The following is an 11,147-nucleotide window of genomic DNA, read 5'->3' as shown; positions in this document are numbered from 1 at the left end:
TCTGCCTCGCGCTCCGGGATATTTTTGGCCAGATGAAGGACGGATCGTCAGGATTCGGGTTGCAGGGGCTGTGATGCATCTGACACCGTGCGTTCATGCCTATGATCGCGGTGGATACGCAGTTCGGACGCCTTGGCGTCGAGGAAAATGACGGTGCCATTACCCGTCTGGTCTGGAATGGCCGGGATGAGGGAGGCTCGACGGCTTTGTTGCGCGAGGCGGCGGCGCAGTTGGTGGCCTATGACGCGGGGCGGCTGCAGCGGTTCGACCTGCCATATCGCATTGCGGGGTCAGGGTTTCAGCGGCAGGTTTGCGATATCATGTTCGCCATCCCGTTTGGTGAGACACTGACCTATGGCGATATAGCCAAACAGTTGGGGCAGCCAGCGCAGCCAGTCGGGCAGGCCTGTGGAGCGAATCCAATTCCTGTTATTGTTCCGTGTCACCGGGTGTTGTCTGCCACCGGGCTGGGCGGGTTTTCCGGGGATGGGGGGATTGAGACCAAGGTCGCTCTGTTGCGCCACGAAGGGGCGGCAAGCCTGTTGATCTGATTTGCAAATAGATGTTGCATTCGGTGGGGGGCGACCTCAACTTATATGAAAACCAGAATTTGAAGGACCAGACTACATGACCGGTCAGACAGACCCCGCCGCACGCAAGAAAGCCATTGTTGATCGCCTGATGTCGCTTGAGGCTGAGGAGCTTGCGACCGCGCAGGCGCATTATGATGCGTTTTTGAAGGACTCCCAGTTGGATGACCGCGAAGGGCATGACAAGGACGATATTGCCGCGTCGCGGGAAAATGCGGACCTGGCGGCAGCCTTTGATGCTCCAGTGCATGCGCATCACGCCAAGATCGATGTGATTGAGAACACCGATTTCGGCCTGACCGACACGGTGCAGCCCGGAGCGGTGGTTAAATTCAACAACCGCCGCTTTGTGGTTTGCGTATCAACGACCCGCTTCGAGGTGGACGGGAAAACCTATATGGGTATTTCGACCCAAAGCCCGATCTATCTGGCGATGACCGGGCTGCAGGAAGGCGATGTGTTCACCCACAATGGCACCGAGTTTGAGGTTCAGGAGGTTCTGTAAAGATCAGGCTTTGCGCGGCGGGATGACCTGCTGCGCGATGCCTGCGAAGACCAAGTAAAGGCTGGTGACCACAAGGCCCCAATGGGCCCAGCTTTCGGGGTGGAAGTCGACCCATGCGGCCCAGCCTGCAAAGAAGGTCCAGGCGAAGGCCATGGGCAGGGTGAGGGGGCGCCAGCGCTCGGTCCGGACGGGGTGTACGAATTTCAGCGGCAGGAACATCGCCAGTGACAGCAGTGTCACCAGCATCAGGATGACCCAGAAATTCGGCTCGAGCGCGAAGATCACGATCACGAACATGTTCCAGCAGCCGGGAAAGCCCGAAAAAGAGTTGTCCTTGGTCTTCATGCGCGTATCGGCAAAATACATCGCGCTGGCAAAGGTGATGACGATGATCGCGAACCATCCGGTCCAGCCATCCATCAGGCCTGATTTGAACAGCGCAAATGCCGGGATGAAAACATAGGTCAGGTAGTCGATGATCAGGTCCAGAAGCACACCGTCAAACTCGGGCGCGTTTTTCTTGACGTGGTAGTGACGGGCCAGCGGCCCGTCGATCCCGTCGACGATGAAGGAGACCACCAGCCAGAGATACATCAGGCTCCATTTCTCTTCGACGGCGGCCAGCATGGCCAGCATCGCAAAAACGGCGCCAGTGGCGGTGAAGAGATGAACGGAAAGTGCTTTGAATCTGAGTGTCATGGGCGTGTCATGACTGATGCCCGGCGCAGATGCAAAGCAAAAAGCGCGGCGTGGGGATTTTGCCTCAGGCCTTGGGGTGGGCGCGGTTGTAGACCTCCATCAGACGGGCGGTGTCCACGGCGGTGTAGGTCTGGGTGGTCGAGAGCGACGCGTGCCCCAGCAGCTCCTGAATCGCGCGCAGATCGCCCCCGGCGGACAGCAGATGCGTGGCAAAGCTGTGGCGCAGGGCGTGGGGAGTGGCTGTGGCGGGCAGGCCGAGTTGCATGCGGGCTTTGGCCATAACGCTTTGGATCATACCCGGATTAAGGGCGCCACCGCGTACACCACGGAACATCGGGCGCTCGGGCGATTGCGGGTGGGGGCAGAGCTGCAGATACCGGTCCACAGCTGCGCGGGCGGCTGGAATAACGGGGACGATCCGCTCTTTTCCGCCTTTGCCCAGAATGCGCAGGGTGTCCGGCAAGGGCGCGTCTTTGCCGGTGAGCGAGAGCGCCTCGGAGATGCGCAAACCGCAGCCGTAGAGCAGCGTCACCACCGCCACATCCCGCGCCGCGACCCAGTCCGAGGACGATTGCATTTCGACCGTTTCGATCATGGCGCGCGCGGCGTCTTCGGCCAGCGGACGGGGGAGTTTCTTGGTGAATTTGGGCGCGCGGGTGGACAGGACGGCGGTGGGCTCGAACCCTTCGCGTTCGGCGAGCCAGCGGTAGAAGGTTTTAACCGCCGAAAGCTTGCGCGCCAACGACCGTGCGCCGACGTCGGAATTGCGCTGATCGGCCATCCAGGCCCGCATGTCCGAGATGGTTATGCGTTCCAGTGCGGCCAGCCCCTGCCGTTCGTTGTGGTGCAGGGTCATGAACGACAGAAACTCGGTCACGTCGCCGCGATAAGCGTTCAGGGTGTTCTCGGACCGGCCCGCCAGTGCGCGCAAACTGTCCAGCCAGTGCTGCAATGCGTCGCGACAGGCTGGAGAAATGAGGCTCACGACAGCCAGTGGCGCATGGAGCGTTCGAAGACACCCGCAAAGAAGGCAAGAAGATCGGTGCCTAACTGCGGTGTAAAGTGCCGCGGATCGCGCGCGCCCATGACGATCATACCCGGCAGGCGGCCTGCGCCGAGATCCAGCTTGAGGCAGGCCTCGGACCGCAGGTCATCGGCTTGGGTACCATAGACCTGAGGGTTGGGGTGGGTGATTTCGCGTAGCGTGACCTCGCGCGTTGAGCCGCTGCGGTCGGTGTTGAGGTAGTTGTCGATAAAGCCGGGCTCGACCACGGTGAGTACGCCACCCAACTGGCTGACGGCCGGGTCGTCCTGAACCAAAGTGGTTTCCAGTACCAGCGTGATGTGATCGACGCGCAGAATTTCGGCCACGTCATTGCCGAGGGCGCGCAGGAAGTCCTCGAATACCGTGGGTTCCAACAGGCGCAGGATGGCGCGGTGCACCTGATTGGTGCCTGCGAGGTTTTCATAGGCTGCTGCGATGACCGAGCGGTGGGTGTCTTCCAGCCGGTCCAGCCGTTGTTCGAGCCGCTGCATGGCGATGCCGCGCAGGTCGATCACGTTGTCGCCGCGCGCCTGTTCGTTGGCGGCCACGAGGGCCTGCATCAGGTCCTTGTCATCCAGCACGGCGTCAGGCTCGGCCAGAATCGCCGCACGAAGGTTGTCTTTTAGCTTGGGGTCGCTGCTCATGTCCCGTCCGGTCGTTTTTTGTTTTGCGGGCTTATACCACGCCTTGCCGGATTTGCCTTGGGAAAAATGCACGTGAAAGGCGAATTTCGCCTGTGATGTGGCAGGGGCTCCCGCCGGTCAGGCGCTGATCAAAGATCAGCTTTGCCCGTTGGGCCGGGCGCGGTACCTGACGGCACCGCGCGGCAGTACAGATGTCAGAGGATTTTCTGACCGGTTTTGGCCCAGTCGGCCAGAAAGGTTTCCAGGCCTTTGTCGGTCAGCGGGTGGTCTGCCAGTTTCTTGATCACGGCAGGGGGAGCGGTGATCACGTCTGCACCGATACGGGCGCTGTCGGTCACATGGTTCACGGTGCGGATCGAGGCGGCGAGGATTTCGGTCTCGAACCCGTAATTGTCATAGACCTGACGGATATCGGCGATCAGGTCCATGCCGTCGAGGTTGATGTCATCCAGACGTCCGATGAAGGGTGAGATGAAGGTCGCACCGGCTTTGGCGGCCAGAATCGCCTGATTGGTCGAGAAGCACAGGGTCACGTTGACCATCTGGCCTTCGTCGCTGAGCGTCTTGCAGGTTTTCAGGCCGGCCCATGTCAGCGGCACCTTCACGGCGATGTTGGGCGCGATCTTCGCCAGCTTGCGGCCTTCGGCGATCATGTCTTCGGCCTCGGTGGCGACAACTTCGGCAGATACGGGGCCGTCGACCAGATCGCAGATTTCTTTGGTGACTTCCAGAATGTCGCGACCCGATTTCAGGATCAGCGAAGGGTTGGTGGTGACGCCGTCCACCATGCCCAGATCGTTCAGTTCGGCGATGGCGTCGATCTCGGCTGTGTCTACGAAGAATTTCATGAGGGCAGTCCTTTGATGGGTTGGCCTTGGTCGCGGATGGCTTTACCCCAATAAGACCCATGCTGGAACCCCCTGCGAAGGATATACCGTGAGCGCTAACGGATTTTTCGACGAAGGAGAGCTGGTGGCGGTGTTGACCACGCAGCCTCTGGACCGGACGCTGGATTACAAAGCGCCCGAAGGCGGGTGTTTTCTGGGTGCGTTTGTCGAGGTGCCTCTGGGCCCACGTAAGGTTCTGGGTGTGGTCTGGGGGCCGGGGCAGGGGGGCTTTGATCTAGCCAAGGCACGGTCGGTGATCCGGGTGCTAGAGGTCGCGCCGATGCGGGAAGAGATGCGGCTGTTTCTGGGGAAAGTGGCCGATTATACCCTGACGCCAATGCCTGCGATGCTGCGGTTGGCGACCCGCGCGCCGGGGTTGGGCGATCCGCCGTCGATGCGGAAAATCTACCGTTTGGGCGGCGCTGAACCGGACCGGATGACGGATGCCCGGACACGCGTGCTGGAGGTTTTACGTAACTATGGCGGCTTGGCCTTTACGTTGAAAGAACTGGCCGAGCAGGCGGGCGTGACATCGTCTGTGGTCAAGGGTTTGGTGAAACAGGGCGCCGTTCGCGAGGAAGACAGCCCGCGTGATCTGCCCTATCCGCATCTGGACCCCGATCTGCCGGGGAAAGCGCTGACCGAGGATCAGGCGGCTGCCGTTACGCGGCTACAGGCGGGCCAGCGTACAGGCGACTACGGAACAACGCTGCTGAAAGGCGTGACGGGCTCGGGCAAGACCGAGGTTTATCTGGAAGCGGTGGCCGAAGCCCTGCGCATGGGGCGGCAGGCGCTGGTTCTGCTACCCGAGATTGCGCTGACCGCAGAATTTCTGACACGGGTCGAGGCGCGGTTCGGTGCACGCCCGGCGGAATGGCACTCGGGTGCAACCATGACCGAGCGCCGCCGGGTCTGGCGGATGGTCGGGCAGGGGGATGCGCAGCTGGTTGTGGGGGCTCGGTCGGCGTTATTCCTACCGTTCCGCGATCTGGGGCTGGTGGTTGTGGATGAGGAACACGACACCTCGTACAAACAAGAAGACGGGGTGCATTACAGCGCGCGGGATATGGCGGTGCTGCGGTCCTCGATCTGCGGGGCGCGGGTGATTTTGGCCAGCGCGACCCCCTCGCTGGAAAGCTGGGCGAATGCCGAGGCCGGGAAGTATGAACGGCTCGATCTGACGGCTCGGTTCGGGGCGGCGGTCCTGCCCGAGATGAAGCCCATCGATATGCGGGCCGAGCAAATGCAGCCGGGGACGTGGATTTCTCCGTCGCTGCGACAGGCGGTCCGACAGCGGATTGAACGCGGGGAACAGTCGCTGCTGTTTATCAACCGCCGTGGGTATGCTCCGGTGACGCTGTGCCGGGCTTGTGGGGAACAGATCGCTTGCGACCATTGCGACGCGCGGATGGTCGAGCACCGGTTCCTCAAGCGCCTGATGTGTCACCAATGCGGTGAAACCAAGCCGATGCCCGACACCTGCCCGTCCTGTGGCGTCGAAGGCAAGCTGGCCCCGGTCGGGCCGGGGATCGAACGGCTGGCGGAAGAGGCCGAGGCGACTTTCCCAGAGGCCAAGATCGCGATGCTGAGTTCTGATCTGTTTGGTTCGGCACGCGCGCTGAAGGCCAAGATTGAAGAGATTGCCGAGGGCGATGCGGATATCGTCATCGGCACGCAACTGGTGGCCAAGGGGCATAACTTTCCCAAGCTGACCCTTGTGGGCGTGATCGACGCGGACCTCAGTCTGCATGGGGCTGACCTGCGGGCGGCAGAGCGGACCTTCCAATTGATGCGGCAGGTTGCGGGGCGCGCAGGTCGGGCGGAGAAACCCGGTCAGGCGCTGTTGCAGACTTTTCAGCCGGAACACCCGGTCATCCGCGCGATTCTGTCGGGTGATGAGGAAGGGTTCTGGAAAGCCGAAGCCGCCGGACGCCAGGCGGCGGTGGTGCCGCCTTATGGCCGTATGGCGGGCATAGTCTTGTCGGGGCCTGAGGTCGGCCCGGTTTTTGACATCGGCAACGCCATGGCGCGCAATGATGCGCCGCTGCGGGCGATTGATGCTCAGGTCTTTGGTCCCGCGCCTGCGCTCATCGCACGCATCCGGGGGCGCCATCGCGTGCGCCTGCTGGTCAAAGCTCCCAAGGGCGCGCCGATACAGGACGCCATCGCGCGCTGGATTGCCCCGCTGCGGCTGAAGGGCGATATCCGCCTGACCGTCGATATAGACCCGCAGAGTTTCTACTGACCTCTGCGCAGGCGCAGACCGGATGTGCGCGCCACCATCCCCCCTCGCCAAACCGGCGAAATGGGCGTACAGGAAACCCATGCTGAACCCCATGCCGCTTTCCGAGGCGCAGAGCCTTCCGTTCTGGCGCCGCCCCATGACGCTTCTGTTCATGATGGCCTTGATGATGCCAATTGCGTTCAACGGTTGGAGTGCGCTGCTGAACAATTTCGTCATCGAGGTGGCGAACTTCGACGGGGCAGATATCGGCCTGCTGCACACAGTGCGCGAAATTCCAGGCTTTCTGGCCGTTGGCGTCATCGCGGTAATCATCTTCATCCGCGAGCAGGTTCTGGCGATGATCTCGCTGATGATGCTGGGGGTGGCAACTGCGATCACGGCGTGGTTTCCAAGCCTCGGTGGGTTGCTGTTCGTCACCTTGTTCAGTTCGATCGGCTTCCACTACTTCGAAACGGTCAACCAATCGCTGCAATTGCAATGGCTGCCCAAGGATCGGGCGCCGCAGGTGCTGGGCTGGCTGGTCGCCATGGGCTCGGCAGCTACGGCGGTGGTGTATGGGCTGATCGTACTGACATGGGACCGGTTCGATCTGTCCTATAACTTTGTTTTCATGGCCGCAGGCGGTGTGACAGCTCTGCTGGCGCTGTTCTGTCTGTTTGCCTATCCGCAATTCGATGCGCCGACGCCGCAGACCAAGAAGCTGATCCTGCGCAAACGCTACTGGCTGTACTATGCGTTGCAGTTCATGGCCGGGGCGCGGCGGCAGATATTTGTCGTCTTCGCGGGGTTCATGATGGTCGAGAAATTCGGCTTTGAAGTACACGAGCTGACCAGCCTCTATCTGATCAACCTGATGATCAACATGATGGCGGCCCCGCTTCTGGGCAAAGCGGTGGCACGGTTTGGCGAACGCCGCACCCTGATCTTCGAATACGCAGGTCTCGCCATCGTTTTTGCGGCCTATGGCGGCATCTACTGGTTCGGATGGGGCGTGCTGCTGGCGGCGATCCTGTATGTGATCGACCATGTGCTGTTCGCGCTGGCGCTGGCGCTGAAGACCTATTTCCAGAAGATCGCCGACCCGGCGGATATTGCGCCGACGGCTGCTGTGGCTTTCACCATTAACCATATCGCCGCCGTGTTCCTGCCTGCGCTGCTGGGCCTGTTGTGGGTGGTGTCGCCGGGTGCGGTCTTTGGACTGGCAGCGGCCATGGCGCTGATTTCGCTGGCGCTGTCGCTGCTGATCCCGCGCCATCCAGAACCGGGGAATGAAACCACTCTGTCGAAATACGCCCCGGCCCCTGCGGAATAACGTCCTGCGCTTGACCTTATCGGTCGGTGGCCCTAGGCGCAGGGTCAGCAGATACAGGAGGCCGCGATGCCCACATTCACAGCGCTGACCACTCTGACCGGTAAGAAAGCCGCCGAAGCTCTGGGCGAAGCCATGGAGCGGCTGGAGCCTGAACCGACCGGTGTCGGCGTGTTCGAGGTCGAGGACGGCTCGGGCCTGTGGGAAGTAGGCGGCTATTTCACCGAGGCCCCTGACGCGGCCGCGCTGGCGCTGCTGGCCGCTGCGTTCGAAGCCAAGCCTTTTGTGGTCTCGGAACTGCCCGAAACCGATTGGGTTGCCCATGTGCGGCGTGAACTCGCACCGGTCGAGGCCGGACGGTTCTTTGTCTACGGCAGCCACGATGCCGACAAACTGCCTCAAGGCCGCATCCCGCTGCTGATCGAGGCCGCTATGGCCTTTGGCACCGGCCATCACGGCACGACGCTGGGGTGTCTAAAGGCGCTGGATTATCTTTTGGATCAGGGCTTCTCGGCCTCCAAGGTTGCCGATATCGGCTGTGGCACCGCGGTTTTGGCGATGGCGGCTGCTCGGGTCTGGGACGGAGATATCATCGCCAGCGATATCGATCAGGTCGCCGTCGATGTCGCCGAGGCCAACTTGAAAGCAAATGGCATGGCCGGGCAGGTCCATTGCATCGAGGCCGCCGGTTTCGATCACCCTGACCTGAATGCGCATGCGCCATACGATCTGATCTTTGCCAACATCCTCAAAGGGCCGCTGGTGGCTCTGGCGCCCGAAATCGGGGCGAATCTGCGTGCCGGGGGGCAGGCGATCCTGTCGGGAATCCTCAATGAGCAGGCCGATGACGTGATCTTGGTTTATCTACAAAGCGGGTTCAATCTGGTCCGTAGGGCCGAGATTGGTGAGTGGACGACGCTAATCTTAAGCAAACAGGGCTAAATCGAGGCCATTTACGGGAGTTTTGTGGTTTTTTGCCACGTTTTTGGCACATTCTCTACGTAACGTCACTGGATGCAATCGGGGGGCGGTTTTTCGGAGGCTGCCATGATGGGAAAACAACTGGAATTCGATCAGCGCGTCACGCGTCTGAACAAAAAACACCAGAAACTCAGCCGAGGCTATCGGGCCACGATGCGCTCGGACGGGTTGGTGGTGATGAAACCGCAGCGGATGCGCTCGGCTATTCCGGCCAAGGTTCTGCTTCTTTGCCTGCTGGGCTTTTTCGGCTTCAAGGCGGTTCTGCTGGCGCATCTGGGGCCCTCGGCCTATGACAGCCGTGTTGACAGCCTGAATCAGGGCACGCCTGTCGAACAGGCCGGCGCGTGGATCATGCAGGCTGACCCGGTAACCGAGTTCTTTGCGATCCAACTGAACAAATACCTGTTCTAGGAATCGTCAGCACGTTTACACAAAAAAACACCGCGGACCGTCGGGTCGCGCGGTGTTTCTTTATACCCCACAGGGAGGAGGGTGGGGTGTGTGAGTGGTGGTCCGTGGTCTTAACTGCGGCGACCTTCGGCGAAGAGGTCGATGTCGCCGCGGCACATGCCGATATCATCCAGTTCACGGTCGGTCAGACCGTTCAGCGCATTGCGGGTCATGCGGGCGTCGTTCCATTCAACAACGATATTCACGATCGATGCGAACACTGCGCCAATACGGCCAACGAGACCGAACGAGCCAGTGGTAATGCGGGTGGTGTCCAGTGCAGCCATATCCTGTTTCCTTCTGGTTTGTGTTAAACTCTGAACTTGCGATCTGACGGGCATCTAGAGATGTGTACCGCCCCATACAAGCGTAGAAATTGCATGTGTCCTATGCGTTTTCTGCAATGCTCGAATTCGGTAAAAACCCTTTAAATCGTTGATTAATTTCCGTTTAGGAAAGCGTCGAAAACAGGCAGATCTCTGTCGCAAACAGGCCGCGATACTGCGGGCGCGACATGAATGTCGTTTTCAGACCGGACGTCGATTTTCTTGGAAAATGTTCATGCTTCGTGCTAATCGATGAAAAAAGATCACATAAACCCGAGCAGGCCGAAGCAAAACATGCGAATTCTGGGCATTGATCCGGGTCTCAGGACCTTGGGATGGGGCGTCATCGAATCGACCGGCAGCCGGCTGAGCCACGTGGCCAACGGGTTGTGCAAATCCGATGGCGACGATCTGGGTGAGCGGCTGTTGTCGCTGCACAATCAGATTGTCGAAGTGATCGCCGAACATCAGCCCGATCAGGCCGCCATTGAGCAGACCTTTGTCAACAAGGACGGCGCAGGGACCCTCAAGCTGGGGCAGGCGCGCGGTGTGGCGCTGCTGACGCTGGCGCAGGCCGGTCTGCCGGTGGGCGAATATGCCCCCAATCGGGTCAAGAAAACCGTCGTGGGCGTCGGGCATGCCGAGAAGGAGCAGGTCTTGCACATGGTCAAGCTGCAACTGCCCGGCTGTTCGCCCAAAGGCGCGGACGCGGCGGATGCGCTGGCGATTGCGATTTGTCATTCCTATTATGGGGCCGCTCCGCAGGCGCGGATGAAAGAGGTGCGCGCATGATTGGCAAACTCACCGGACGGCTGGATTATCGCGCTGCGGATCACGTTCTGATCGACGTGCGCGGGGTGGGCTACATCGTCTATTGCTCGGACCGGACCATGGCGGCGCTGCCGGGGGTCGGTGAGGCGGTCTCGATCTACACCGACATGGTCGTGCGCGAGGACCTGATGCAGCTCTATGGGTTCTTGTCGCTGGTCGAGAAGGAGTGGCACCGCCTGCTGTGTTCCGTGCAGGGCGTTGGGGCCAAAGTCTCGCTGGCCATTCTCAGTGCGCTGGGGCCGGATGGCGTGAGCCGCGCGATTGCTTTGGGCGATTGGGGCGCGGTGAAGGCCGCCAAAGGGGTCGGGCCCAAGACGGCGCAGCGCATTGTTCTGGACCTCAAGGACAAGGCCCCCGGCGTGATGGCCATGGGCGGCACCGTGACCGAGGCGATGGACGGACCAGCGCTGGAGGTGGTTGAGGCTGAACTCGCACCTGCGCCGCGGCGTGCGCCGAAACCGGCCTCGGGTGCGGCGGCGGCTTCGGCCGGGGCATTGTCGGCGCTGGGCAATCTGGGCTATGGCCCGTCGGATGCGGCCTCGGCCGTGGCTGAGGCGGCGGCCAGCCTGCCCGACGCGGGTGAGGCTGATCTGATCCGCGCCGCGTTGAAACTGCTGGCTCCGAAAGGGTGACCC

At 61.2% G+C, this 11,147-nt stretch carries 13 protein-coding genes; 8 read left to right on the top strand and 5 right to left on the bottom strand.

Translation table 11 applies throughout. The features are described from left to right. Window positions 1-95 precede the first annotated feature (95 nt). Window positions 96-551, top strand: coding sequence for a methylated-DNA--[protein]-cysteine S-methyltransferase (locus ACR3EN_RS01800; RefSeq protein ID WP_480819340.1), 456 nt, complete (start codon window positions 96-98; stop codon window positions 549-551). A 76-nt stretch (window positions 552-627) separates the two neighbouring features. After that, a complete protein-coding gene (locus tag ACR3EN_RS01795; RefSeq protein WP_480819341.1) occupies window positions 628-1,095 on the top strand; it encodes a hypothetical protein in 468 nt (155 codons plus the stop codon). Between the two features lie 3 nt (window positions 1,096-1,098). On the opposite strand, the gene ACR3EN_RS01790 is transcribed toward ACR3EN_RS01795, so the two are convergent. From ACR3EN_RS01790 to fsa, 4 genes are all read right to left on the bottom strand, one after another. Beyond that, complete coding sequence (locus tag ACR3EN_RS01790; RefSeq protein WP_480819342.1) at window positions 1,099-1,794, bottom strand: CDP-alcohol phosphatidyltransferase family protein; 696 nt, start codon at window positions 1,792-1,794, stop codon at window positions 1,099-1,101. 64 nt (window positions 1,795-1,858) lie between these two features. Then, the gene (locus ACR3EN_RS01785; protein ID WP_480819343.1) at window positions 1,859-2,779 is read right to left on the bottom strand and encodes a tyrosine recombinase XerC; all 921 of its coding nucleotides are present in this window, start codon (window positions 2,777-2,779) and stop codon (window positions 1,859-1,861) included. Beyond that, window positions 2,776-3,483, bottom strand: coding sequence for a DUF484 family protein (locus ACR3EN_RS01780; protein ID WP_480819344.1), 708 nt, complete (start codon window positions 3,481-3,483; stop codon window positions 2,776-2,778). Before ACR3EN_RS01780 ends, ACR3EN_RS01785 begins: the two co-directional genes overlap by 4 nt. 194 nt (window positions 3,484-3,677) lie before the next feature. Then, window positions 3,678-4,331 carry a fructose-6-phosphate aldolase gene (gene fsa, locus ACR3EN_RS01775; RefSeq protein ID WP_170520531.1) on the bottom strand — a complete coding sequence of 218 codons (654 nt, stop codon included), beginning with the start codon at window positions 4,329-4,331 and terminating at the stop codon, window positions 3,678-3,680. Window positions 4,332-4,419: 88 nt separating this feature from the next. On the opposite strand from fsa, the gene ACR3EN_RS01770 reads away from it, so the two are divergent. From ACR3EN_RS01770 to ACR3EN_RS01755, 4 genes are all read left to right on the top strand, one after another. Next, window positions 4,420-6,615 carry a primosomal protein N' gene (locus tag ACR3EN_RS01770; RefSeq protein WP_480819345.1) on the top strand — a complete coding sequence of 732 codons (2,196 nt, stop codon included), beginning with the start codon at window positions 4,420-4,422 and terminating at the stop codon, window positions 6,613-6,615. A 79-nt stretch (window positions 6,616-6,694) separates the two neighbouring features. Next, window positions 6,695-7,927, top strand: coding sequence for an MFS transporter (locus tag ACR3EN_RS01765; protein ID WP_480819346.1), 1,233 nt, complete (start codon window positions 6,695-6,697; stop codon window positions 7,925-7,927). A gap of 66 nt (window positions 7,928-7,993) precedes the next feature. Further along, window positions 7,994-8,866, top strand: a complete 873-nt coding sequence (locus ACR3EN_RS01760) for a 50S ribosomal protein L11 methyltransferase (RefSeq protein ID WP_480819347.1) — start codon at window positions 7,994-7,996, stop codon at window positions 8,864-8,866. A gap of 105 nt (window positions 8,867-8,971) precedes the next feature. Beyond that, on the top strand, window positions 8,972-9,316 hold the full coding sequence (locus ACR3EN_RS01755; protein WP_480819348.1) for a hypothetical protein: 345 nt from the start codon (window positions 8,972-8,974) through the stop codon (window positions 9,314-9,316). Between the two features lie 110 nt (window positions 9,317-9,426). Here the strand turns inward: ACR3EN_RS01755 and ACR3EN_RS01750 are convergent, their stop codons facing one another. Further along, window positions 9,427-9,642: a DUF1127 domain-containing protein gene (locus tag ACR3EN_RS01750; RefSeq protein ID WP_480819349.1), complete on the bottom strand. Its 216-nt coding sequence runs from the start codon at window positions 9,640-9,642 to the stop codon at window positions 9,427-9,429. A 333-nt stretch (window positions 9,643-9,975) separates the two neighbouring features. Between ACR3EN_RS01750 and ruvC the strand changes: the two genes are divergently transcribed. Beyond that, a complete protein-coding gene (ruvC, locus tag ACR3EN_RS01745) occupies window positions 9,976-10,473 on the top strand; it encodes a crossover junction endodeoxyribonuclease RuvC (RefSeq protein ID WP_480528401.1) in 498 nt (165 codons plus the stop codon). After that, on the top strand, window positions 10,470-11,144 hold the full coding sequence (gene ruvA, locus ACR3EN_RS01740) for a Holliday junction branch migration protein RuvA (protein ID WP_480819350.1): 675 nt from the start codon (window positions 10,470-10,472) through the stop codon (window positions 11,142-11,144). The genes ruvC and ruvA overlap by 4 nt, the downstream gene beginning before the upstream one ends. Window positions 11,145-11,147 lie beyond the last annotated feature (3 nt).

The organism is Ruegeria sp. G7 (genome assembly GCF_056535465.1).
Note: the sequence above shows the minus strand (reverse complement) of the source record. Positions and strands in the feature narration are given on the sequence as shown.

Bases quoted from the DNA above. Each gene is read 5' to 3' on its own strand.
- ruvA (WP_480819350.1), top strand. From the start codon at position 10,470: ATGATTGGCAAACTCACCGGACGGCTGGATTATCGCGCTGCGGATCAC.
- ACR3EN_RS01765 (WP_480819346.1), top strand. From the start codon at position 6,695: ATGCTGAACCCCATGCCGCTTTCCGAGGCGCAGAGCCTTCCGTTCTGG.
- ACR3EN_RS01795 (WP_480819341.1), top strand. From the start codon at position 628: ATGACCGGTCAGACAGACCCCGCCGCACGCAAGAAAGCCATTGTTGAT.
- ACR3EN_RS01750 (WP_480819349.1), bottom strand. From the start codon at position 9,642: ATGGCTGCACTGGACACCACCCGCATTACCACTGGCTCGTTCGGTCTC.
- fsa (WP_170520531.1), bottom strand. From the start codon at position 4,331: ATGAAATTCTTCGTAGACACAGCCGAGATCGACGCCATCGCCGAACTG.
- ACR3EN_RS01780 (WP_480819344.1), bottom strand. From the start codon at position 3,483: ATGAGCAGCGACCCCAAGCTAAAAGACAACCTTCGTGCGGCGATTCTG.
- ruvC (WP_480528401.1), top strand. From the start codon at position 9,976: ATGCGAATTCTGGGCATTGATCCGGGTCTCAGGACCTTGGGATGGGGC.
- ACR3EN_RS01790 (WP_480819342.1), bottom strand. From the start codon at position 1,794: ATGACACTCAGATTCAAAGCACTTTCCGTTCATCTCTTCACCGCCACT.
- ACR3EN_RS01755 (WP_480819348.1), top strand. From the start codon at position 8,972: ATGATGGGAAAACAACTGGAATTCGATCAGCGCGTCACGCGTCTGAAC.
- ACR3EN_RS01760 (WP_480819347.1), top strand. From the start codon at position 7,994: ATGCCCACATTCACAGCGCTGACCACTCTGACCGGTAAGAAAGCCGCC.
- ACR3EN_RS01800 (WP_480819340.1), top strand. From the start codon at position 96: ATGCCTATGATCGCGGTGGATACGCAGTTCGGACGCCTTGGCGTCGAG.